Raw genomic sequence first — 23,811 nt, 5'->3', positions numbered from 1 at the left:
CAAGATCAAGGAAGGGTACTCCGCGAGCGGGAGGCGGTGCAGCAGGATCGGTCGGCGGCTTGCTCAACTCCGGGTGTCCGGCTCTCCGTTCTGGGAGGCGAGATCGGACGGAGTGAGGGGATTCATAGCGGTTACGTCCCTGGGGGCGAGCTGGAAGCCCTGCCAGTGGACGGGCATGGGCTGCTGGTCCTCGTCCCGGGCGATGTGGTGGAACCCGATGTTGACCCAGACGGTCGGCCGGGTCAGGGTCTCCCCGTTCACCCACTTGTCGACGCTGTCTCCGGCGCCGGCCGGGCAGTTGCCGATGTTGTTGCTGGCGTACTGCTCGCAGGCGCGGGACTGGGTGAAGTAGACGTCGTGCTTGGTGAAGCCGCGGCCGGCGTGGGTGTCGGTGCGGCCGGGGACGATCTCGTAGCTGCGGGCGTGGCCGTCGGCGTTCTTGCCGGTGCCGCTGACCACCCGCCACCAGCGCATGTTCTCGGCGTCGCCGGCGAGTTCCTTCGTCACGGTGGTGCGCTTGGTGTGCACGGTGGGGCTGCCCCCGGCGGCGGGCGGGGTGACGGTGGAGTCGTACTGCTCGACGCGGTCCCGGCCGCCGTCGAGGCCGAAGTCGAGCTTCCAGAAGACGTTGTGCGCGTGGCTGGTGGCGTAGCCCCGGGCTCCCTTGCCGAGGGGCCAGCCGCGGCCGTCGGTGGCGTTGTAGTCGACGGGCGAGAGGCTGCCGGTGGCGCCGACGTTGGCGCCGACGGTGCCGTCGGAGGAGAAGCGCCACTCGGAGATGTACTCGTACCAGCCGACCTTGTTGACGGTGTAGACGAGGAGGTCCTTGGCCTGGGCCTGGTAGACGCCGGCGCCGGAGTCGCTGGCCATGCGGTAGGCGTGGCCGCGGGCGCGGGTGGTGGTGCAGAGGCCCTTGACGGTGCCGACCTCGGGGACCTTGACGGAGGAGAGGGTGCCGCCGGGGCATTCGGCGGGCTTGAGGCCCTGCAGGCCCCAGCCGAAGCCGGCGCCGGTGAGGTCGTCGTACTCGGCGCCGCCGTCGTCGTACGGCACGTGGATCTGGGCGAGGCGGGCGGTGGTGAGGACGCGGACCGGGGCGCCGCCGGGCGGCTGGTAGGTGACGCGGTCGAGGACCAGGCCGGCGTCGGTGCTGTAGCGCCAGCACATGTCCCAGGAGGCGCCGCCGTCGAGCTTCCTCGTGATGCGGTGGGCGGGCGAGCAGACGGCCGAGACGGGGGGCTTGGCGAGGGTGGGCCGGGGTCCGGGCGTCGGCGGCGGGGTGGGCGCCGGTGCGGGTGCCGCGGCGGCGGTGGCGGTGCCGAGGAACGCGGTGGCCGCGAGGGCGGCGAGGATCCCCCTGGCTCGCCGGTGGTGCGGGCGGGTCATGTGGTCGTACTCCTTGCGTACGGGCCCCCGCGGGCGGGGACGGGTGGTGGAACGGCGGGCGGCGGTGGTCAGCCGACGCGGACGACGTTCTTCGCGGAGAGGTCGACGATGATGTTCCGGGTGTCGATCCAGGCGCCGTTGCGGACCTTGGTGACGAGCCGGACGCAGCGGTGTTCGCCGCAGCGGGAGAGCGCCTCGGGGACGTTCTTCTCGCGGTAGGTGCGGTAGACGTCGCCGTTGAACCAGAGCTGGTCGGCGCTGGTCAGTTCGGTGCCGGTGGCGTCCCGGTAGTCCTCCTCGACGCCCTTGCCGAGGGGGCTCGCGAGGATCAGTTCGAGGGCGGCGCGCAGTTCCTCGGGGTGGGCCGAGGGCTGCACCCCGCGCCGGGCGGCGGTGGTCTCGACCTTGCCCGTGGCCAGGTCGACGGTCCGGGTGACGAGCTCGTCGCGGGCGTAGTCGTAGAAGCGGACCTGGGCGCGGCGGGTGGTCTCCTGCCCCGGGGCCGGGTCGGCGAGTTCGGTGCCGAGGTGCTGCGGGCGGCCCCGGTCGCCGTCGACGTCCTGCCGGGCGGCGGAGTCGGCGGCGGGGCCGAGGGCGAGCTCCCGGGCCCGGGCCAGTTCGGCGTCGGTGAGCGGGTCGGTGCCGGTGCCCTTCTCCCCCTCGGCAGCGGGCGGGGCGACGGTGGCGGGGGCGAGCGCGGCGGCCCCCCGGCCGCCCGTTCCCTCCGCGCCTCCGGCGCCGCCCGTCCCGCCGTTCGCCCCGCCGTCCGTCCCCTGACCGCCCCGGGCGCCGTCCGCCGCCGTGTTCCCGGCGCCGGCCGCACGGCCGGCGGGCGTGTCCTCCGCGCCCGCCGCGCCCGGCAGGCTGATCGCGACCGCGACGGCGGTGCCCGTCACCGCCATGGCCGCTCCGGCCACCACCTTCCCCAGGTGGCGGCGCACTATTTCGTACACATTTCCCCCTCTATCCCCCGCTTGGTCTGCGGTCACCCGGTAGGACGGGGCGAGTTCCCGCGAGGTTGCGCGTCTTTCGGGCAGGATCTGGCCGAAGAGCACGCATGAACCCGGACAGAAGAGGAATATTCGTATCCATGCAGGTCTGGCCGGGACGGGCGTACCCCCTGGGCGCCACCTATGACGGAGCGGGCACCAACTTCGCGGTCTTCTCGGAGGCGGCGCACCGCGTGGAGCTGTGTCTCATCGACGACGACGGCACGGAGACGTCCGTCGAACTGCGCGAGACGGACGCCTTCGTCCGCCACGCGTACCTGCCCGGCGTGATGCCGGGGCAGCGGTACGGCTTCCGGGTGCACGGGCCGTACGCGCCGGAGCGCGGCCTCCGCTGCAATCCGGCGAAGCTCCTCCTCGACCCGTACGCGCGGGCGATGTCGGGCGCGGTCGACTGGGGCGAGGCGGTGTACGGGTACCCCTTCGGGCGCCCGGACGCGCGCAACGACCTGGACTCGGCGGGCCGGACGATGACCTCGGTGGTGGTGAACCCCTACTTCGACTGGGGCGACGACCGGCGGCCGCGCACCGAGTACCACCACACGGTGATCTACGAGGCCCATGTGAAGGGCCTGACCAAGCTGCACCCGGACCTTCCGGAGGAGCTGCGCGGCACCTACGCGGGGCTCGCGCACCCCTCGGTCATCGGCCATCTGAAGGAACTCGGCGTCACGGCGCTGGAACTGATGCCGGTCCACCAGTTCGTGAACGACCACCGGCTGGTCGACGCGGGCCTCTCGAACTACTGGGGCTACAACACGATCGGCTTCTTCGCCCCGCACAACGCCTACGCCTCCTGGGGCGACCGGGGCCAGCAGGTCCTGGAGTTCAAGTCGGCGGTGCGGGCGCTGCACCAGGCGGGCATCGAGGTCATCCTGGACGTCGTCTACAACCACACGGCGGAGGGCAACCACCTGGGCCCGACGCTCTCCTTCCGCGGCCTGGACAACCCCTCGTACTACCGCCTGGGCGACGACCCCCGCTACTACACGGACACCACCGGCACCGGGAACTCGCTGCTCATGCGGTCCCCGCACGTCCTCCAGATGATCATGGACAGTCTGCGGTACTGGGTGACCGAGATGCACGTGGACGGCTTCCGCTTCGACCTGGCGGCCACCCTGGCCCGGCAGTTCCACGAGGTGGACCGGCTGTCGTCCTTCTTCGACCTGGTGCAGCAGGACCCGGTGGTCAGCCAGGTGAAGCTGATCGCGGAGCCGTGGGACGTCGGCGAGGGCGGCTACCAGGTGGGGAACTTCCCGCCGCTGTGGACCGAGTGGAACGGCAAGTACCGGGACTGCGTACGGGACCTGTGGCGGGGCGAGCCGCGCACGCTGGCCGAGTTCGCCTCCCGGCTCACCGGCTCCTCCGACCTGTACCAGGACGACGGCCGGCGCCCGCTGGCCTCGGTCAACTTCGTGACCTGCCACGACGGTTTCACCCTGCGCGACCTCGTCTCGTACGACGAGAAGCACAACGAGGCCAACGGGGAGGGGAATCGGGACGGCGAGAGCCACAACCGGTCCTGGAACTGCGGGCAGGAGGGCGAGACCGACGACGTCGGGATCAAGGAGCTGCGGGCCCGCCAGATGCGCAACTTCCTCGCCACGCTGATGCTGTCGCAGGGCGTGCCGATGCTCAGCCACGGCGACGAGTTCGGCCGCACCCAGGGCGGCAACAACAACGCCTACTGCCAGGACGGCGAGGTGTCCTGGGTGCGCTGGCCGAAGGAGAACAGCGAGGCGGAGGCGACCCTGCTCCGCTTCACCCGGGCGATGGTACGGCTCCGGCGCGAGCACCCGGTCTTCCGGCGCCGCCGCTTCTTCCACGGCCGGCCGGTGGAGGGCACCCACGACGAGCTCACCGACATCGCCTGGTTCACCCCGGAGGGCGAAGAGATGACGGCCCGCGACTGGCAGGCCGCGCACGCCCGGGCGCTGACCGTCTTCCTCAACGGCAACGCCATCTCCGAACCGGGACCGCAGGGCGAGCGGATCGCCGACGACTCCTTCCTGCTGATGTTCAACGCCTCTTCGCAGGAGCTGGAGTTCGCCGTCCCGGACAGTCACGGGCGGTGCTGGCGGACGGTGGTGGACACCTCGGAGCCGGACGGGCTGCCGCCCCGGGAGGGCCCGGAGATCGTGGCGGGCGAGCGCGTCACCCTCGCGCCGCTGAGCCTGACGGTGCTGCGCCGCCCGGCGTGAGCTCGGCCCCGCGCGGCGCCCCTCCCGTCCGTACGGTCCGCACCGTCCAGGAGAGCGCCGCGCAGGCCACGGCCGCCCCCACCGCCACCGCGAAGGCGGCGGGGGCGCCGTGCTGTTCGGCGAGCCGCCCGGAGAGCGCCAGGGCGAGGGCCTGGCCGCCGACGATCCCGCTGGTGAGGAAGGCCATGGACTCGGCGAGCCGGCCGGCCGGGACGGACCGCTCGGTCAGCGCGAAGACCGTGATGAGGTGCGGGGCGTAGGCGGCGCCGAGGACGGTCACCGCCACGTACAGGCCGGCGAGGGAGTCGACCGCGAGCAGCGGCAGGGAGAGCAGGACGAGCCCGGCGGTCGCGGTCCGCCAGCGGAGGGTCAGCCCGATCCGGGCCGGCAGCGCGGCGAGCGACAGGCCGACGGCGGCGCTCGTCACGCCCATCGCCGCGTAGACGAGCCCGGCCTGGGCGGGGGCGCCGAGACCGGTGGTGAGGGCGGTGATCCCGGCCTGGGAGGCGCCGAACATGGCGCCCTGGAGGACCATCGTCACCCGGAGGGCGTACGCGGAGCGGGGCAGCCGCGTCCGTTCGGCGGCGCCCGTGCGGGTGGCGGCGCCGCCGGGTGCGGCCGCCGCGGCGGCGGTCGGGTGGAGCGCGAAGCCGGTGCCGCAGAGGGCGAGGAGCAGGGCGGCGCCGAGCAGCGCGGCGCCGGGGTGGGCGAGGGCGGCGGCGAGGCCGACGAGCGCGGGGCCGAGGACGAAGGACACCTCGTCGAGGGTGCCCTCGAAGGAGAGGACCGCGCCGACGGTCCGGTCGTCGACGCCGGCCCGGCGGGCGAGCGCCACCGAGCGGGTCCTGGCGAGCGGTCCGATCTGCGGGACGGTCGCCCCGGCGAGCAGCGCCAGCGGCACGAGGAGCCCGGTGGGGGCGTCGGCGACGGCGGCGAGGACGAGGGCGGCGACCGCGAGGGCGTTGGCGAGGGAGGCGGCGAGGACGGGTCCGCGCTGGCCGCGCCGGTCCGCGAGCCGGCCGAGCAGCGGGCCCGCGACGGTCTGCCCGGCGGCCAGCGCGCCGCCCGCGAGCCCCGCCGCGGCGAGCGAGCCGCTGGTCTCCGCGACCAGCAGGACGCTGCCGAGCTGGCACATCGCGGTGGGCAGCCGGCCGAGGAAGGAGAGGACCGGAAGGGCGGGGCCGAGCAGGGAGAGGGTGTCGCGGTACATCCGGAGCATCGGCCGAAAGTAGCCCGATACCCCCGAACGGGTGCATCGGGTGATGACACGGAAGCTCCCGTACGGGGTACGTACGTTCGCATGACGCCCAACCCGCCCGCACAACCGCCGTCCGACCGCCCGCCGTCCGACCGCCCGCTGTCCGCCGCCGCGTCCGGGACGCCCGCCGCCTCCGCCCCGTCCGGGCCGCCCGGGCCGCCCGTCGTCCCCCGTGCCACCTACCGGCTCCAGCTCCAGCCCGCGTTCCCGTTCGCCGCCGCCGAGCGGGCGGTGCCGCACCTCGCCGGGCTCGGCGTCTCCCATCTGCACCTCTCCCCGGTCCTGGAGGCGGTGCCCGGTTCGACCCACGGGTACGACGTCACCGACCACCGGGCGGTCCGGGCGGAGCTGGGCGGCGAGGCGGGGCTGCGGGCGCTCGCCGCGACCGCCCGCGCGCACGGCCTCGGCCTGGTGGTGGACCTGGTGCCCAACCACATGGCGGCCTCGCCGCGCCACAACCACGCGCTGCGGGAGGTGCTGCGGCACGGCCGGGACTCCCCGTACGCCCGCTGGTTCGACGTGGACCGGTCCGCCGGGGACGGCAGGCTCCTGCTGCCGGTGCTGCCCGCGCGGCTCCCGGAGGTACGGGACCGGCTGCGGGTGGAGGACGGCGTACTGCGCCTGGACGGGCAGGAGTTCCCGCTCCGGCCCGGCACGGAGGACCTGCCGCCGGCCGCACTCCTCGACCGCCAGCACTACCGGCTCGGCTGGTGGCGGCTGGCCCGCACCGAGCTGAACTACCGGCGCTTCTTCACCGTCTCGGACCTGATCGGGGTGCGGGTGGAGGACCCGGAGGTGTTCCGGGAGACCCACGCGACGATCCTGCGGCTCGTCGCCGACGGGGTGATCGAGGGGCTGCGGATCGACCACCCGGACGGACTCGCCGACCCGCAGGGCTACTTGGAGCGGTTGGCGGCGGCCACCGGCGGCCGGTGCTGGATCGTCGTCGAGAAGATCCTCACCGGGGACGAGACCCTGCCGGCCGCCTGGCCGGTGGCCGGCACCACCGGCTACGACGCCCTGCGCCTTGTCGACGGCGTCCTCACCGACCCCGTCGGAGCGGCTGAACTGACGGACGTCTACCGGGAGTTCACCGGAAGGGCCGGGGACCGGGGCGGGGCGTGGGAGGCGACCGCCCGGCGTGCCGCGTACGAGGTGGTGCGGCACGACCTGGCGGCCGAGACGAGCCGGCTGACCCGGGAGGCGGTACGGCTCTGCGCCGCAAGTCCCGCGCACCAGGACCACGCGCCCTGGGCGCTGCGGACCGCGATCGAGGAACTCCTCGTCCGCGTGCCGGTCTACCGGCCCTACGGGACCGGCGACGCCGAGCGCCTCCTCACCCCCGGGGTCGTCCGGGGCGCGCGGGCCGCCTTCGCCGTCCCGGAGGAGGCCACCGCCGTGGACGCCGTACGGGCACTGCTCCTCGGCGCGCTCGGCGACTCCCCCGAACACGCCGGATTCCGGGCCCGGTTCGCGCAGACGTCCTCGGCGCTGCGGGCCAAGTCCACGGAGGACACCGCCTTCTACCGGTACGCCCCGCTGCTGTCGGCCAACGAGGTCGGCGGCGATCCGGGCCGGCCGGCCGTCGGCGTCGAGGAGTTCCACGCGGCCTGCGCCCGGCTCGCCCGCGACTGGCCGGCCACCGGCACCGTCCTCACCACCCACGACACCAAGCGCAGCGCGGACGTGCGGGCGGCGATCGCGGTCCTCGCCCAGTGCCCGGACGTGTGGGCCGGGCTGCTCGCCGAGGTCGCCGGGGTCCCGGCGCCGGACCCGCACCTGGCCTGGACGGCGTGGCAGACCGCGTTCGGCTTCGGCACGCCGGACCCGGAGCGGATCGGCCCCGCCGTGCTCAAGGCCGTACGGGAGGAGGGGCTGCGGACGTCCTGGACGGAGCAGGACCCGGCGTACGAGAGGGCGGTGGCCGAGTTCGTCGCCGCCGGGCCCGGCCGGGTGCCGCTGCGGGCGGCGTCGGAGGCGGCGTTCGCCCTGGAGCCGCACATCCGGGCCCACGCGGACGGCGCGGCCCTGGTCCAGCTGACCATGCCGGGCGTGCCGGAGCTGTACCAGTCCACCGAGCGGGAGTACCGGGCGCTGGTCGACCCCGACAACCGGGCGCCGTACGAGCCGGGCCCCGACGACGGCCGGACGGCGCTGGTGCGGGCCGTGCTCGGACTGCGCCGCGAGCGTCCGGCGGCCTTCGGCCCGGGCGGCGGCTACACCCCGCTCGCCGCGGAGGGCCCGGCGGCGGCGCACTGCCTCGCCTTCGCCCGCGCGGGGCAGGTGGTGACCGCGGTGACCCGGCTGTCGCTGCGGCTCGCGGAGGCGGGCGGCTGGCGGGACACCGAGCTGGTTCTTCCGGAGGGCCGGTGGGCCGATGTCCTGGACGGCGTACGGGAGTTCACCGGCGGCCCGGAGAGCGAGCTCAAACTGGCGGAGCTCTTCGCCGACCGGCCGGTCGCACTCCTCGCGCGGATCAGGGAGTGAGCGCATACCGCTGTGGGTGCGGCGGGTCCCGCACGGCGGCGGGGCCACGGGCGCGCGGCCCGTGACCCCGCCGGCCGCGGGTCAGACGCGGCTGGCGCGCTTGACCTCGCACTTGGTGTACTCGGAGCCGTCGCCGGTGCCCGGGTACGGGGTGGTCAGCTCGGCGGTCGCGGAGGCGCCCGCCGCGACGGAGATGCCGGACTTGAAGGCGGTCGCGGAGGTCGCGCCGGCGCCGGTGAACTTCATGGTGACGCTGTAGTCGTAGTCGAGCGCACCGTCGTTCTTGACCGTGATCTTGGCGGTCAGCTTCTTGGTGGCGGCGTCGTAGGCGCACTTGTCGATGGTGACGTCGCGGGCCGCCTTGTCGGCGCTGCCGCCGCCGCCGGGCACGGAGACGCCGCCGGAGCTGCTGCTGCCGCCGCTGCTGTCGCTGTCGCTGTGGCTGCCGCCGCCACCCGAGCTGGAGCTGGAGCTCGAACCGGAGCTGCTGTTGTCGCAGCCGCCGCCGTGGGAGCCGCGGGCACCGGTGAGGGCGAAGACGGCGATGCCGAAGACGGCGATCGCGCGGGCATGACGAAGCTTCACGTGTTTCTTTCCCCGTTGGACGTGGTTCACCAGAAGGGCTCGCTTGACGAGCGCACGTCACCCTAGCAGCGCGGCGGGGGGCTCGTTTCAGCCGTTCGGCAGGACGACGAGGGCGCGCGGGGCACGGGTGATCAGACCGGTCGGCACCGGGCGGAAGCCGTCCGCGAGGCGCAGCCCCGGCATCGCCTCGAAGAGCGCGCGGAGCCCGTACTCGGCCTCCAGACCGGCCAGGATCACCGCCGGGCAGAAGCCGGAACCGTACGTGAGCTGGCCGGGGTCGTCGCGCAGCGGGTCGAAGCGGTCCGGCGCGCGGAACCGCTCCGGGTCCCGCCCGGCCGCGCCGACGAGCAGCGCCACGGAGGAGCCGCCCGGCAGGATCCCGCCACTCACCGGCACGTCCTCGCGGGTGCGCCGCACGGCGATCTGCACCGGCGGGTCGCGGCGCAGCGACTCCGTCCACGCCCGGGCCACCAGCGCCGTCGGGGCGTCCCGCAGGGCGGCGACCTGGTCGGGGTCGGCGAGGACGTTGCCGAGGAAGGAGGCCAGCGCCTTCTCCCGCACGGCGATCTGCCCGCCGCACTCGCCGGCGAGCGCGGTCGCGGCGCGGCCCCTGACCAGCCGCATCATGTCCCGGTAGGGGACGCCGACGGCGGCGGCGACGGTCCCGGCGGGCAGCCAGTGGCAGAAGTCGGCGACGAGGTCGGCCCGGGGCCGGTCGGCGATCCGCCGGGCGAGCACGTACGCGGTGCGTTCGGCGACGGACCGCAGCTCCGCGAGGTCCACGTCGACGTGGGCGCGCGAGCAGGCCGGGTCGCCGGGCCGGTGCCCGTGGGTGAAGCGGCTGTCGGTGAGCGCGGTGGCGACGTCGGCGTACCGGCTCAGCACCCAGGCCCGCAGCATCGGGTCGTAGGTGAGCGGGAACTCCTCCCGCAGCCGCCGGTACACGGGGTACGGATCGGCCGCCGCGCCGGGGTCGAGCGGGCTGGGCGCGACGGTCCGCCCGCCGGGCGGCACGGGCGGCCCGGCCGCCGGGTCGGCGACGCTCCGCACCAGGCCGGGCACGACGCGGGCGACCCGGGTCTCGCGGGCGGGGTCGGGGGTCTGGTCGTCGCGCATCGTGCCCCCAGGGGTGCGTCGGCCGGCGGTGGGACCCCCAGCCCATCACCGGCGGGGGCGCGACGCCCGCCGCATACCGCCGAACGGGTGATAGGGCACCACCCTGACCAGGCCCGGAACGGGTCCTCAGTCGACCGACAGGCGGAAGGTCATCTCGCCGAAGCCGACGACGTCCCCGGCCCGGACCACCACCGCGCCGACGACGCGGCGGCCGTTGACCGTCGTGCCGTTGGTGGAGCCCAGGTCGCGCAGGACCCAGAGGCCGCTCTGGAGGGAGAGTTCGGCGTGCAGCCGGGAGGCGGTCTCGTGGCTGAGCCGCAGGCCGTTCACCGGGTCCCGGCCGATGCGCAGCGGGTACGGCCCCGGCTGCGGCAGCAGCAGCTTCGGGAGCCGCTCGGAGTGCCAGGCCCGGCCGATGCGCGCGGTGAACGCCGACATCCGCTCGACGGCGCCGACCACCCGCCGGGTCCAGGTGCCCTCGCTGCGCAGGTCGGCGGTGAGCACGTCGAGTTCGTCGGGGCGGCGGGCCTGGAGCGCCCGCTCCATCCGGAAGAGGAAGGTGTCGTGCGAGAGACGGCCCTGTGCGGCGCCCTCCCGGAGCAGGCCCAGGGCACGGTCCCGCTCGGTGTCGGTCAGCCGGGGGGAGTGCGCCGGGGGCTCGTACGGGGTCGGGGTCGTCACACGGTGATTGTCCGGGTGTCCGGGGCGGGCTGTCCAGAAGCCTCCGTACCAGGCACGTAACCGCCTGCCGCACGGAAAAGCCCGGGCCCGCGCCGGAAGATCACTGCTACGGTCTGCGGGCTTCGACCACACGTACCCCTGGGGGAACCACCGTATGACCGACGACGTCGTCGTCCGCCCGCTCGCCGGGCCGGAGGAACTGGACCTGTTCCTGGGCCTCACCTACACGCTCGACCACGAACTCGCCGACGACCTCGGCTCCGGCCGCCGCCGCCCCGACTGGATGTGGGTGGCCCTCCGCGACGGCCGTCTGCTCGGCCGGATCGCCTGGTGGACCAACAAGGACGGGCGCGAGCCGCTCGCCCTCGACTTCTTCGACCTCGACCCCGAGCTCCCGGCCGGGGAGGCCGAGGAGGTGGGGCGCCGGCTCCTGAACGCCGCGCTGCCCGCCGTCGTCCCGGCCGGCACCGTGCCGCCGGAGTTCAACCGCTACCTGCCGCCGGACTGGCGCGAGGTGCCGGAGACCCGCGACCGCGTCGAGCTGCTGCTCGCGCTGCTCGCGGAGACCGGCGCCCGGCCGCTGGTCGAGCGGCTGCGCCTGGAGTGGCTGCCGGGGACGCCGGTCGCGGAGCCCACCGGCCGACTCGTGTTCCGTCCGGTGCGGGACCGCGAGGACCTCCTCGCCCTGATGACGCCGGTGATGGAGGGCACGCTCGACGCGCACGGGCAGGCCGACCTGGCCGAGGGGCTGTCGCTGCGGGAGGCCGCCGAGCGGCACTACGACGAGGAGTTCCCGCACTACTCCACGCCGCGCGAGTGGTGGCAGGTGGCCGAACTGCCGGGCACCGGCGAGCCGGTGGGCTTCGTCGTCCCGGCCCGCAACAACTACAACGCGATCATCGCGTACATCGGCGTGCTCCCCGCCCACCGGGGCAAGGGCTACATCGACGAGATCCTCGCCGAGGGCACCCGCATCCTCGCCGCGCAGGACGTGCCGCGCGTCCGGGCCGCGACCGACCTGGGGAACGTCCCGATGGCGGCGGCCTTCGCCCGCGCCGGGTACGTGAACTTCCAGCGCCAGGTCGACTACGTGTGGGACGCGCCGGGCGCGTCGCCGTCCTGACTGCCAGGATGGGAACGACCCATCGGCCATAGCGTCGACCGTATCGCCGTCTGCGAGGAGAACCACCGTGCTCTTCGAGGTGTGGGCGCCGCACGCCCGTGACCGGGTGACCCTGGAGCTGAACGGCACCGGGCACCCCCTGGAGCGGGACGCCCTGCGGGACGGCTGGTGGACCGGCACCGTGCCGGCCTCGGACGGCGACCGGTACGGCTTCCGGCTGGACGACGGGCCCGTCCTGCCCGATCCGCGCGGCCGCAGGCTGCCGGACGGGCCGGACGGGCTCAGCGCCGTCGTCGACCACACGGCCCACGCGTGGCGCCACGAGCCGCCCCGGCTGCGGCTGCGCGGCGCGGTCCTGTACGAGCTCCACGTCGGCACCTTCACCCCCGAGGGCACCCTCGACGCGGCGGCCGCCCGGCTCGGGGAGCTCGCCGGGCTCGGCGTCACCCATGTGGAGCTGATGCCGCTCTGCCCGTTCCCCGGGACGCACGGCTGGGGGTACGACGGGGTGGCGCCGTGGGCGGTCCACGAGCCGTACGGCGGCCCGGCGGCGCTGAAGCGCTTCACGGACACCGCGCACGGCCTCGGCATGGGCGTGGTGCTCGACGTGGTCCACAACCACCTGGGCCCCTCCGGCAACCATCTCCCGCCCTTCGGCCCGTACTTCACCGACCGCCACCACACGCCGTGGGGCGCGGCGGTGAACCTGGACGCGGCCGGTTCCGACGAGGTGCGGGCGTACTTCCTCGGCAGCGCGCTCGCCTGGCTGCGGGACTACCGGATCGACGGGCTGCGGCTCGACGCGGTGCACGCGCTCGCCGACGACCGGGCCCTCACCTTCCTGGAGGAACTGTCGGCGGCGGTCGACGAGTTGGCGAAGGAGCAGGGCCGGCAGCACTTCCTGATCGCCGAGTCCGACCTGGCCGACCCGCGCACCACCACGCCCCGCACGCTCGGCGGCCTCGGCCTGCACGCGCAGTGGAACGACGACTTCCACCACGCCCTGCACTGCGCCCTGACCGGTGAATCGCAGGGCTACTACGCGGACTTCGCCCGCGCCCCGATGGCCGCGCTCGCCAAGACCCTCACCCGGGTCTTCTTCCACGACGGCACGTACTCGTCCTTCCGGGGCCGCCACCACGGGCGGCCGGTCGACCGGGAGCGCACCCCCGCCCACCGCTTCCTCGGCTACGCCCAGACCCACGACCAGATCGGCAACAGGGCGCTCGGCGACCGCCTTTCGGCCTCCCTCTCCCCCGGCCTGCTCGCCTGCGCGGCGGCCCTCGTCCTCACCGGACCCTCGGTGCCGATGCTCTTCATGGGCGAGGAGTGGGGCGCCCGCACACCCTGGCAGTACTTCACCGACCACACGGACCCGGAGCTCGCGGAGGCCGTACGGCGGGGCAGGCGGCGGGAGTTCGCGGCGCACGGCTGGGACGAGGACGAGGTGCCCGACCCGCAGGACCCGGCGACCCGGGACCGCTCGGTCCTCGACCGTACGGAGCGGGAGCGCGACCCGCACCGCCGGCTCCTCGCCTGGCACCGCGAGCTGATCGCCCTGCGCCGCACCCTCCCCGACCTCACCGACCCCGACCTGGGCGGGGTGAAGACCGCCTTCGACGAGGAGGCCCGCTGGCTGGTGTTCCGGCGCGGTGACGTGCGGGTGGCGGTGAACCTCGGCAAGGAGCCGGCCGTGATCCCGCTGGGCTCCAACGGCCGCGACCGGGTCCTGGCCGCCTGGGAGCCGGTCGAGGCGCCCGGCAGGGACGGGCTGCTGCGCCTCCCCGCCGAGTCGGCGGTCGTCCTGGCCGACGGCTGACGGACCCGGGGCCGGCGACCGCCCTGCCGGGGCGGGCCGCGCGCCGCCGGTCGCCCGGGCCCGGCTGGGCCGCTCGGGCCACGGAAGGGCTCCACTCGGGCGCACGGCCGGAGTGTTCCGGACGGACGGGGGAGGCGGGCCGCCATAGTGCGCGCATGACACCCCCCACTCCCCCGCACCGGCGGGCCCGCGTCCGTGCCCGCGCGGCGGCCCTGGGCGCCGCGCTGCTGGCACTCGCCCTCCCGTCGGCCTCCGTCGCCGCCCCGGCACCCGCTCCCCGGCACGGCTCCGAGGCGTGCGCGCGCACGCCCGGCCCGCTCTCCGGGGACGCCCGGCGCGTCCTCGACATCGCCCGGAAGGCCCGGAAGGACCTGCGGCTGAACGCGGTGCTGCTGCGCGTCACGGTGGACGGGCGGGAGGTCGTCACCGGAGCGCTCGGCAAGTCGATGACCGGCGTCCCGGCCGAGCCGGACATGCGCTTCCGGGCCGGTTCCGTGGCCTTCGCCCACATCGGGACGGCCCTGCTGCGGCTGGCCGAGCAGCGTCGCCTCGACCTCGACGACACCGTGGAGCGCTGGCTGCCGGAGGTCCCGAGGGCCCGCGAGATCACCCTGCGGATGCTGGCGAGCAACACCTCCGGCCTGCACGACTACGTCACCGACCCGGCGTTCGCCGCCGAGCTCTCCCCGCACCCCTTCAAGGCGTGGACGCCCGACGAGCTCCTCGCCTTCCCCTTCTCCCACGACCTCTGGTACGACCCGGGCACCAACTGGAGCTACTCGCACGCCAACTACCTGCTGCTGAGCCGGGCCCTGGAACGGATCACCGGCACCCGCATCGACCACCTGGTGCGGGAGCTGGTGACCGGCCCCCTGGGGCTCCACGCGACCCGGAACTCCTTCACGCCCGAGATCCCCGCCCCGGCGCTGCACGCCTTCACCTCGGACCGGGGCCTCCACGAGGAGTCCACCTTCTGGAACCCCTCGTGGACCACCGGCCCGGGCGCGGTCATCACCAGCACCGTCTGCGACATGGCCCGCTCGGCGCGGGGCATCGGCAGCGGCGAGCTGATCAGTCCGCGCTCCTACCGCGTTCTCGTGGACCCCGGGACGGTCGGGCTGGGCACGCCGACGAAGACCTGCCCCGCCACGATCTGCCTCAAGCAGACCCAGGAGCGCCACTTCGGGCTCGGGGTGATCGTCTCCGGCGACTGGCTGCTCCAGAACCCGTCCTTCTCCGGCTACGCGGCGCTCCAGGCGTACCTGCCGTCGAAGCGGCTCGCGATCGCGGTCTCGGCGACGAGGACGGCGACGACCGCCGACGGAAACATGGCCCAGGTGGTCGCGGGCCGGATCGCCGCCGCGCTGGCCCCGCAGGACCCGCTGTCCTGAGGCGCCCCGGCCTGCCGCCGCTACTCGACGATCGCCATCCCGTGCGGGGTGGCGTTGAAGCGGCGGCCCGTGCCGTCCTCGGTCATCGTCGCGATGTCCTCGATGCGGACGCCGAAGCGGCCGGGGAGGTACACGCCCGGTTCGATGGAGAAGCACATGCCGGGGACGACGGGCCGCTCCTCGCCCTCGATCATGTAGGGCGGCTCGTGGGTGGTGACGCCGATGCCGTGGCCGGTGCGGTGGATGAAGTACTCGCCGTAGCCGGCGTCGGTGATGACCTTGCGGGCGGCGCGGTCGACGTCCTGGCAGGCGATGCCGGACTTCACGGCCTCGAAGCCGGCCTGCTGGGCCTCGCGGACCAGGTCGTGGATCCGGCGCTCCTCGTCGGTGGGCTCGCCGACGTGGACGGTGCGGGTGGTGTCGGAGCCGTAGCCGTGCTGGAGCCCGCCGAAGTCGAGGACGACCATGTCGCCGCGTTCGATGACCCGCTCGCCGGCCTCGTGGTGCGGGTTGGCGCCGTTGGGGCCCGAGCCGACGACGGTGAAGTCGACCTGCGAGTGGCCGAACTCCAGGAGCAGCCGGGCGAGGTCGGCGGCGACCTCGGTCTCGCGGCGGCCCGCGAACCGCACCTTGAGGATCTCCCCGTACGCCCGGTCGGCGGCGGCCCCCGCGGCCGCGATCCGGTCCAGTTCGTGGGCGTCCTTCACGGCCCGCAGCATCGGCAGCGCCTCGGTGAGGGAGACGTACGAGGTGCCCGGGAGGGCCTGCTGGAGGCCGAGGAGGTGCATGGCCCAGGCGTTGTCGCTGACGCCGAAGCGGCCGTCGACATCGAGGAGCGGCGCGGTGACGGCGTACGGGTCCTTGCCGTCGGTCCAGTCGCGGAGGGTCAGCGCGGGCGCGCCGACGGCCTTCTCCGCGTCGGGCGCCTCCAGGGTGGGGACGACGAGCACCGGGTCCTGGCCGGCGGCGAGGACGAGGACGGTGAGCCGCTCGGTGATCGCGGTCGGCTGGTAGCCGGTGAGGTACACCAGGTCGGGCCCGGGGGCGACGAGCACCCCGGTGAGTCCGGCGTCGGCGGCGGAGGCGGCCGCGCGGTCCATCCGGGCCCGGTAGTCGTCGGCGGTGAACGGCGTGGGGGCGTCGGCGGGGGCGGCGCTCGGCATGGGGTCTCTCCTTCTCGGCGGCGGGCGGGCGGTCTCCCCCGGCATCCTCCCCGCCGGTCCCGGCCGCCGCGACCGGGCGGCGGCCCGTCAGCGCGGGCCCGGGCCCTGGGCGATGAGCCGTTCGAGGAGGTCCTGGAAGTCGTCGCCGACGACGATCCGCAGCTCTCCGTGCTCCTCGTCGTGTTCGCTGAGCTGGGTGAGCGTGCCGCCCCGCCACCAGAAGACGTACGGGCTGATGGCGCCGGGGGTGTCCTCGTACTCGGAGGCGGCGAAGGAGGCCATGGCGCCGAGCGCCGGGATGATCGAGGTGTCCCGGATGGGGTGGAAGGCGATCTGGTGCCGGAAGGGCACGGCGACGAGGGCGCCGTGTTCGCCGAGGGGCAGGCCGGTGACCCGCTGGGCGAGGGCGTCGAGGTCGAGGACGCGGCTCGCGGTGTAGAAGGAGTCGCCGACGACGACCTCGAAGGACATCCCGTCGGCGTCCCGGACGGTCTCGTGCTCCTCGACGGGCAGCCCGCGCAGGTTCTTCAGGGCGCGGGCGCGCAGCTGGGCGGGGTCGCCGAGCCGGTCGAGCGCCTCGTCGGTGAGCATCATGACGCTCTCGGGCAGGTCGAGCGCGAGGACCTCGTAGAGGCCGGGGGCGAGCGTCCTGGCGTAGCCGAAGGCGCCGGGGTCGATGCCCTCGCCGTTGACGACCCGGGGGTAGAGCTGGGCGCGGATCTGCTCGGGCGGCAGCGTGTCGAGGGCCGAGGGGCCGTCGAGGGTCCGCACGACGAGGGTGACGTGCCGGCGGATCAGGTCGGGCCAGACGCGGGGTCCCCTGCGGTCGCGGTGGCAGACGGCGGCGAGGTTGCCGAGGCCGAAGCGGCGCTGCTTGTCGTCCTGGACGGAGGAGGCGTAGACCGTGACCTCCAGGCCGAGTTCGGCGAAGGCCTCGCGGACGGTGGCGCGGAAGAGCGCGGCCTCCCGCTCGGAGAAGTAGGCGAACTCCGGGTCCCGGGGCGCGTCCTCGCCGTCCCGCTTCGGTCTCCTGCGCAGCCACCCCACGCCAGCCCGCCTTCCGTCGCCGTTGCGTTCAGCCTAGCGAGTGCGGAGGGGCCGTCACCGGCCGCCCGCCGAACTCACCGGTTCCGGAAGTCGTCGGGAGCCGTCGCGAGCCGTCAGGAGCCGTAGGGGGCCTTGAGGAGGTCGCGGGCGTAGTGGGCGAGGGAGCGGTTGTAGCGGGGCAGCAGGGGCGCGAGGGCGCAGAGGGCCAGCGAGGCGGCCTCCCGGTCGCGGCCGGTGTCGGCGAGGGCGAGCGCGAGGAAGGCGTCGACGGCCGGGCCGAGGGCGAGCTCGTCGGCGTCGAGCCGCTCGGCGGGAAGGGCCCGCTCCTCGGTGAGCAGCTCGACGCTGCGGTCGGGCCGGCCGAGGTTCCGCAGGCTGCTCGCGAGCTGGATGACGGCCCGGCGCCGCCGCAGGCCGGCCAGCCCGAGTTCCAGGGCGCGCGTGTAGTGCCGGACGGCTTCGACGGGCTGCCCGGTGGAGTCGTGGGCGGCGCCGACCTCGAACACGGCGGCGGCGTCCTCGTCGCCCCGCTCGGCGGCGAGCGCGGCGATCCGCTCCCGGAACTCCTCGCCGCCGAGGTCGTCGATCCGCTCCCAGAGGGCGGCGACCCGCCCCTCCCACCCACTGTCGTCGTTCATACGGCCACCCTACTCAGACGTCGTTTCGCTTGGTGAGTCGTCGGTCGTCGACGAGGCCGGCGGCGATGGCCGTGAAGCCGGGAAAGTTCTCCGGCTTGTTCGCCGTGGAGATGGCGACCGTCCATCCGTTCTTGCCGCGATCGGTCGGATTAGGTCCGATGAAAAGCCCTCTTAGACCATCCTCCTTCTCATTGCGTTAGCTTTCGTTAGTGCGACGTTAGCTGTGGGTGCAAAGCTGGTGGAGCCTCCGTCTGGAGGAAATGAACAGAATACGAAGAGGAAAGTCGACCCTGTTGAGAATGAGAAGTCGAAGCGCCAGGAAACCAGCGGCGACGCGGGGGGTGCGGGGGGCCCGGGGAATAGTACACCTGATCTGCGTGCTGATGGTCGCCACGTCGATCGTACTCCTGCAAAAATCGGCCGCGACCGCAGCGGTCCCGGCGCAGACGAGAGCCGTGACTTTCAATGCGGCGGGCGGAAGCCGATGGGGCCACATCAGGGATGACCTGCTCCGAGAGGCTGACGTCGTAGCCCTCCAGGAAGTCCAGACGCCCCCTTCGGATTTCCCCCTGGGCCAGTCCTTCTATAAGAATCTCCAGGACACGAGCACCACCAGGAGCGGGCTCCCCAGCCTGAAGTACCAGGTCTATCGGGGTCCGTGGGGAAAGTCCAGTCGCGAAGCGGGAGAACTCTTCTACCTGCAGATCCTGGACAAGCAGGACTGGGGAGCGACCACTAACGTTCCGGACGACGAAGACCTGGACACTCAGCGGAACAGCCAGAAATCCATGGCGATATGGGTGAGAAATACGACGTCGAATGGAATTCCTCCGGAGTTTCGGGTCATCACTCCTCAGGACGGCGTCGAGAACAAGTGGATCAGATCTCGCCCCGCCATCGGCGTGAAGGTCGAAGGCATCTGGTACTTCAACGTTCACGCGGCCTCGATCCGCAGCGGAGTCACATCCAACCCTCACTCCCAGGCCCTCGTCGAAGCCGTCCGGACGGAGATGGCAGGGCAGCCCTGGCGCATTCTGGGCGATTTCAACAACCTTGCCTCGTCCCCTCTTGGAGCAGGGGTTCACACCTATTACGCCACGACCAACGGCACTCCTGGTGGAATTCCAGCGACGACTCAGCTGAGTGGATACGCCCTCGATTACATGGTCTCAAGCGAAGAGATCACCGGTCTCGCGGTATCCATTTCCTCACTGAACGGCGGCTCCGACCACTGGCCCGTGAAAATCGCCCCTACCGCCGTCCGGAACTGCACCTGGTTCTGGGGCTCAAGGACGATCTACGAGACACCGTCGTTCCAGGCGCAGGCGCAGCCACAGACACAGACACAGACACAGACGCAGGCGCTCGTGGGCGACGACGCGTGCAAACCCGATGCCATCGTGTCCATGGGAGACAGCTACATCTCCGGTGAGGCCGGTCGATGGGCCGGCAATGCCAACAGCTACGCCGAAGGATCATCCTGGGGAACCGACCGGGCGATCGCCCACTGCAACACCGACGAGAGTGTCTGCGAGCACAGGACGGAGATCGTGTACGGCGACACGTCGTACGAGGAGAAGAAGGAGAACGCATGCCACCGCTCTGTCGCGGCCGAGATCAAGCTTGCCAAGCCGGCGCGTTTCCCCGATGCCACCCCTAAGAACATAGCCTGCTCCGGAGCGACGACCGCGGATATCCTGTCGCAGTCCTTCAAGGGGGAGCGTCCCCAGATCGAACAACTGCGGGACATAGCCGGCGACTACGAGGTCAAACTCGTCGTCGTCTCCATCGGCGGCAACGACCTGCGCTTCTCGGAGATTCTCACCGACTGCGCCAAGGCGTACCTGTATCCGGCCCTGAACAACCATGGCTGCCGCGCTTCCCAGGAGGAGGCTTTCTCGGGGCAGCTGGCCTCCACCAAGGAGAACGTCGTCCGGACCCTCGAAGCGGTCCGCACCACGCTGAGAACGGCCGGGCAGGCGGACGGCACCTACCAGATCGTGCTCCAGGGCTACCCCAACCCGCTGCCCCTGGCCAGTCAGTACCGCTACCCGGAAGACTCCTCCAACCCCTTCGAGAAGTACGGACGTTACTCGAAGGGCGGATGCCCCTTCCTCGACGCGGACAGTGAATGGGCGCGCCTTTCGGTCGTTCCCCGCATCACCGGCATGCTCGGAGAGGCTGCCGAACAGGCAGGGGTTTCCTTCCTCGACCTCCAGCACGCCTTCGCCGGACACGAACTGTGCGCGCAGACGGCCCAGCAGGCCGACGCGACCAACTCGCTGAATCGTCCCCTTGACGCGGCCCAGGCGGAGTGGGTGCGCTGGGTGCCCTACCTCACGGAGGAAACCAAGGACATCGGCTGGACCGCCCAGGGGCACAAGCAGGAGGCCATCCACCCGAACTACTACGGCCAGCAGGCCATGGCGGCCTGCCTGAACAAGATCGTCGCCGCGCTCGGACCGGCCCCCGTCACCTCGCGATGCGTGGGCCGGTCCGGTGCGAGCCCCGACGATCTGAACGACACCGGCCAACCGCTCGCCAAGGGCAACCGCCGACCTCCGGTCGAAGGCCTGCCCGACTGGAGCCGCGCCGGCTACCACGGAGGCGAGCCGTTGCCCAGCGACGCCTCGACCCGGTTCTCAGGGAACTCGTACTGCCGAATCAGCAAGTTCGTCATGGAGTCCTCGTTCCATGTGCGAGGCGACGACGAGGCGGACGACACCGCAGGCATCCAACAGGCCATCGACTCCATCCGCACGAAGTGTTCGCCCTACGCCAGCCGGAGCCGACTGTCCCTGATCGAGTTGCCTTCCGGCACCCTCAGGGTGAGCAAGCAGCTGTCCGTCGACGCCTCCTACCTCGTGCTGCGCGGGCAGGGCGACGGCCCTCGCGGTACGCACATCGTCTTCAGCCCGGACGAGGCCACGCGCTACGACACGCTGTACAAGGGCGAGCGCTGGGACCAGCAGGCGATGCGCCACGAATGTGCCGGCCGGATCGGCTCGATCATAGGCACCGGAGGATGGATCTGGCCCGGGCGGGGTCTCTTCCGCGTTCAGACCCGAGAGGTGTCCGCCAAGCACCAGCGTATGTGCGGAAACATCTCCGACCTGCCCGAGAACCGTCGTGACCTGTTCGAGGGCTCTGTCAACCAGCACTGGGAGTCGGGCGTCGCGGTCGCGGGGACGGCGGCCGACACCGCCTACGCGGCACACCAGGGTGACCGCACCATCCAGCTGAACCCGTCCGCCGTCATGTCGGCGTTCACGCCCGGCGGGTACCTCTGGGTAGGCGCCGCCAACAGCCTGAAGTTCTACCAGGAACAGCAGATCGACACGACCGCGAACGCGGGCTATCTGGATGACCTGCACATGCGCCAGCAGGTCTTCCGGATCTCATCGGTCGACGCCGACCAGCGGACCGTGACCATCGACAAGCCACTGGAGTTCGACCTGCCGGTCGACTCGCTTTCCGACGGATCGGCACCGATCGACGGCCAGACCCGCTACCCCAGCAAGGTCACCCCGCTGAAGATGATCACAGACGTGGGCTTCGAGGACTTCTCCTTCACCCAGAAGCTCGACGGGATGCCGAAGCTCGGCGGGGGAACCTACAAGGCCGACCGCGAGTGCGCGACAGCGGAGACGGTCTGCCCCACCCACAACTACGGAAACATCGCCCCCGAATACGCGATGCATGGCATCGTCTTCAAGTGGGCCGCCGACTCCTGGGTCCGGGGCGTCCGGGGCGAGATGGTCGGATCGCACCCCGTCGTCACCGAAGTCGCCAAGAACATTCAGATCCAGGACAACTACTTCGACGGATCGTGGAACAAGGGCAAGGGAGGAAACGGGTACTTCCGGGGCTCCCGGGTATGGGATTCCCTCTATGCCTTCAACACCACCCGGAACCTGCGGCATTTCACCTTCCAGTGGTCGGCCTCGAACAACGTCGTGATCGGCAACGACTTCGACTCCGACCTGAACCTGCACGGCGGCTGGGAGCGCCGCAACCTCTTCGAGAACAACGCGGTTCGCGTTCCAGCCGCACACTCATCGGGCAGTTGCACCATCAACTGCGGCGGTGAGGGCGGAGGCGGCGACGCCGGGACGTGGTGGCCCATCTACTGGAGTGCGGGGAACAAGGCGGTGAAGTGGTCCGGATCAAGCGGCCCGCAGAACGTCTTCTTCCGCAACACTCTCGCCAAACAGGAAAAGGAGTTCGGGTCGTACACGAACTACCAGCCCTACTCGAACCCACAAACCGTCTTCCAGTTCGGATCCGATCAGTCCGGGCCCCCCGGTGCGTTCAAGCATCTGGCCTCCGGAGGAATGCCGATCCTCGACTGGGCGGGCATGGAGAAAGAGACATATACCGGAGGGAACGGAGTCGACGGTAGCCGTCACGACGCCTCGGAATCCCTCTTCCTTCGCTCTTTCCCGGAGGAACTGCGCCCCCAGTGAGCTCTTTACCAACCTCGCGCTGGCGCGTGGTGAAGGACGAGGACGGCCTTCACGATGTCGGTGATGCGGTTGGTGCTGCAGCGGAGTTTCCGGAGTAGTCGTACCGCTCCTCGTCGAAGGCCGGTGGCCGTCCGCCGCGTGAGCCCTTGCGCAGGCGGACGGCCCGGCTGCCGGACCTGATGCGCTATCTGGTGGCGGTGGACCGGCCGAGGCTCTGCCACGGCGTCTCGTCCTGGTGTTCCCCCGGGGCCAGCCCTCTTTGAGGCCAGAGCCGGCGGCGGGTTGGTGCGCGCCGGCCGCGTGCTGGTGGGCGCGCACGATCGTGGAGTCGACCGAGACGTCCCAGTCGATCTCGCCGGCCGCGTCCGCTTCGGCCTGGACCTGCTGGAGCAGGCGTTCCCACGTTCCGTCGGCCGACCACAGCCGGTGTCGCTCGCAGACCGTCTTCCATGGCCCGAACCAGTCGGGAAGATCGCGCCACTGCACACCCGTCCGCACGCGGTGCAGGATGCCGTCGTTCACCTGCCGGTGGTCCCACCACCGGCCACAACGCCTGGTGCTGACCGGCGGGAACGGCCGCAGCCGTTCCCACTCCTCATCCGTGAGATGTCCACGTACTTCCCGCCCCATGCTCGAAACCAACGACCAGAACCGGTTATAGCCACATGACCGGGCGGGCAAGTCCTAGCCGACCGGAAGCGCCATCACGATCTCCTCGTCCTCGAGGCCCCCGGTCGGCTGGAAGCCGAACGAGGTGTAGAGGCTGCCGGCGGAGGTGTTGTCCGGGTGGCAGGAGAGACGGATCTGCCGGCACTCCGGCAGCGCCGACAGGTGCTCGATCACGGCGCCCAGGGTGGCACGGCCCACCCCCTTGCCCTGTTCGGCCGCGCTCACCATCATGCCGCCGATCCAGTGGGTGCCGTCCTTGTCGTCGTACGCCCACATGACGTGGCCCACGATGTCGTGATCGGCGCGGACGCCGAGGGACGTCCACACCCCGCCGCGCTGGGAGAGCAGAAGGTAGCGTGCCGCGAGCGCGGCCACGTACCGGCGCTGCTCGTCGGCGGGTGCCACGTCGGCAACATCGCGCCAGTTGTCGTCCGTGATCTCTTCGAGCACCACGGCCCGGCCCTGGCGGTCGGTGAACTGCTGCGTCATACGTTCCCCACATCCGTGCTGGTCAGAGAGGGGCGAGCGTAGCCATTCACACAGGTGCCCGGGTAATGGTTTTCCGGTGTCTACTGGGGCGCCCGGGTGTCGAGGACCAAGGACCGGACCAGCTGGGTGAGTTCCCCACGGAAGAGCTTGTCGGGCGAGGGAGGCCTCACCTTCGACGACGACAGTCGGTACGACGCCGAGGACATCGCGCTCCTGCTGAAGAAGCCGGCAGAGGAGATCGACCAGTCCTGAACGTGGCGTGAGGCTTTGGCGACGCCCAGG

16 protein-coding genes and 2 pseudogenes are annotated in these 23,811 nt (G+C 72.3%); 6 read left to right on the top strand and 12 right to left on the bottom strand.

Annotation, left to right across the window (positions count from 1 at the left end; translation table 11 throughout):
• Positions 1 to 63: 63 nt before the first annotated feature.
• Positions 64 to 1,386, bottom strand: a complete 1,323-nt coding sequence (locus HHL19_RS14095; protein ID WP_169089325.1) for a copper amine oxidase — start codon at positions 1,384 to 1,386, stop codon at positions 64 to 66.
• Between the two features lie 68 nt (positions 1,387 to 1,454).
• Positions 1,455 to 2,339: a Tat pathway signal sequence domain protein gene (locus HHL19_RS14090; RefSeq protein ID WP_169089323.1), complete on the bottom strand. Its 885-nt coding sequence runs from the start codon at positions 2,337 to 2,339 to the stop codon at positions 1,455 to 1,457.
• Positions 2,340 to 2,476: 137 nt separating this feature from the next.
• On the opposite strand from HHL19_RS14090, the gene glgX reads away from it, so the two are divergent.
• On the top strand, positions 2,477 to 4,597 hold the full coding sequence (gene glgX / locus HHL19_RS14085) for a glycogen debranching protein GlgX (RefSeq protein WP_169089321.1): 2,121 nt from the start codon (positions 2,477 to 2,479) through the stop codon (positions 4,595 to 4,597).
• Here glgX and HHL19_RS14080 read toward each other — a convergent pair.
• Entirely contained in the window at positions 4,551 to 5,807 is a 1,257-nt protein-coding gene (locus tag HHL19_RS14080; RefSeq protein ID WP_169090048.1) for an MFS transporter, read from the bottom strand. The two genes, glgX and HHL19_RS14080, sit on opposite strands and share 47 nt — an antisense overlap.
• A gap of 90 nt (positions 5,808 to 5,897) precedes the next feature.
• On the opposite strand from HHL19_RS14080, the gene treY reads away from it, so the two are divergent.
• Positions 5,898 to 8,342 (top strand): malto-oligosyltrehalose synthase, encoded by a 2,445-nt coding sequence (gene treY, locus HHL19_RS14075; protein ID WP_169089319.1) that lies wholly within the window; start codon positions 5,898 to 5,900, stop codon positions 8,340 to 8,342.
• Between the two features lie 81 nt (positions 8,343 to 8,423).
• Here treY and HHL19_RS14070 read toward each other — a convergent pair whose 3' ends face one another.
• The 3 genes from HHL19_RS14070 to HHL19_RS14060 all read right to left on the bottom strand — a co-directional run bounded on the left by HHL19_RS14070 (position 8,424) and on the right by HHL19_RS14060 (position 10,724).
• Positions 8,424 to 8,927 carry a hypothetical protein gene (locus HHL19_RS14070; protein ID WP_169089317.1) on the bottom strand — a complete coding sequence of 168 codons (504 nt, stop codon included), beginning with the start codon at positions 8,925 to 8,927 and terminating at the stop codon, positions 8,424 to 8,426.
• A gap of 87 nt (positions 8,928 to 9,014) precedes the next feature.
• Entirely contained in the window at positions 9,015 to 10,043 is a 1,029-nt protein-coding gene (locus tag HHL19_RS14065; protein WP_169089315.1) for a cytochrome P450, read from the bottom strand.
• Between the two features lie 126 nt (positions 10,044 to 10,169).
• Complete coding sequence (locus HHL19_RS14060; protein ID WP_169089313.1) at positions 10,170 to 10,724, bottom strand: FHA domain-containing protein; 555 nt, start codon at positions 10,722 to 10,724, stop codon at positions 10,170 to 10,172.
• Positions 10,725 to 10,878: 154 nt separating this feature from the next.
• Between HHL19_RS14060 and HHL19_RS14055 the strand changes: the two genes are divergently transcribed.
• The 3 genes from HHL19_RS14055 to HHL19_RS14045 all read left to right on the top strand — a co-directional run bounded on the left by HHL19_RS14055 (position 10,879) and on the right by HHL19_RS14045 (position 15,057).
• Entirely contained in the window at positions 10,879 to 11,847 is a 969-nt protein-coding gene (locus HHL19_RS14055; RefSeq protein ID WP_169089311.1) for a GNAT family N-acetyltransferase, read from the top strand.
• 67 nt (positions 11,848 to 11,914) lie between these two features.
• On the top strand, positions 11,915 to 13,666 hold the full coding sequence (gene treZ, locus HHL19_RS14050; RefSeq protein WP_169089309.1) for a malto-oligosyltrehalose trehalohydrolase: 1,752 nt from the start codon (positions 11,915 to 11,917) through the stop codon (positions 13,664 to 13,666).
• A gap of 155 nt (positions 13,667 to 13,821) precedes the next feature.
• On the top strand, positions 13,822 to 15,057 hold the full coding sequence (locus tag HHL19_RS14045) for a serine hydrolase domain-containing protein (RefSeq protein ID WP_169089307.1): 1,236 nt from the start codon (positions 13,822 to 13,824) through the stop codon (positions 15,055 to 15,057).
• A gap of 20 nt (positions 15,058 to 15,077) precedes the next feature.
• Here HHL19_RS14045 and HHL19_RS14040 read toward each other — a convergent pair whose 3' ends face one another.
• The 3 genes from HHL19_RS14040 to HHL19_RS14030 form a co-directional block, all read right to left on the bottom strand.
• Positions 15,078 to 16,220, bottom strand: a complete 1,143-nt coding sequence (locus tag HHL19_RS14040; protein WP_169089305.1) for an aminopeptidase P family protein — start codon at positions 16,218 to 16,220, stop codon at positions 15,078 to 15,080.
• Between the two features lie 87 nt (positions 16,221 to 16,307).
• Positions 16,308 to 17,267 (bottom strand): hypothetical protein, encoded by a 960-nt coding sequence (locus HHL19_RS14035; protein WP_169089303.1) that lies wholly within the window; start codon positions 17,265 to 17,267, stop codon positions 16,308 to 16,310.
• A 113-nt stretch (positions 17,268 to 17,380) separates the two neighbouring features.
• On the bottom strand, positions 17,381 to 17,905 hold the full coding sequence (locus tag HHL19_RS14030) for a tetratricopeptide repeat protein (RefSeq protein ID WP_169089301.1): 525 nt from the start codon (positions 17,903 to 17,905) through the stop codon (positions 17,381 to 17,383).
• A 383-nt stretch (positions 17,906 to 18,288) separates the two neighbouring features.
• On the opposite strand from HHL19_RS14030, the gene HHL19_RS14025 reads away from it, so the two are divergent.
• On the top strand, positions 18,289 to 22,371 hold the full coding sequence (locus HHL19_RS14025) for an endonuclease/exonuclease/phosphatase family protein (RefSeq protein ID WP_240981620.1): 4,083 nt from the start codon (positions 18,289 to 18,291) through the stop codon (positions 22,369 to 22,371).
• Positions 22,372 to 22,376: 5 nt separating this feature from the next.
• Here the strand turns inward: HHL19_RS14025 and HHL19_RS14020 are convergent.
• The 3 genes and pseudogenes from HHL19_RS14020 to HHL19_RS14010 all read right to left on the bottom strand — a co-directional run.
• Positions 22,377 to 22,472: pseudogene (locus HHL19_RS14020) on the bottom strand (IS5/IS1182 family transposase); the annotation flags it as partial.
• A gap of 181 nt (positions 22,473 to 22,653) precedes the next feature.
• Positions 22,654 to 23,001: pseudogene (locus HHL19_RS14015) on the bottom strand (IS5 family transposase); the annotation flags it as partial.
• A gap of 54 nt (positions 23,002 to 23,055) precedes the next feature.
• Positions 23,056 to 23,529, bottom strand: coding sequence for a GNAT family N-acetyltransferase (locus tag HHL19_RS14010; RefSeq protein ID WP_169089298.1), 474 nt, complete (start codon positions 23,527 to 23,529; stop codon positions 23,056 to 23,058).
• Positions 23,530 to 23,811: the final 282 nt, after the last annotated feature.

Origin of the sequence: Streptomyces sp. R302 (genome assembly GCF_012927245.1) — a bacterium.
Classification (GTDB): Bacteria; Actinomycetota; Actinomycetes; order Streptomycetales; family Streptomycetaceae; genus Streptomyces.
Note: the sequence above shows the minus strand (reverse complement) of the source record. Positions and strands in the feature narration are given on the sequence as shown.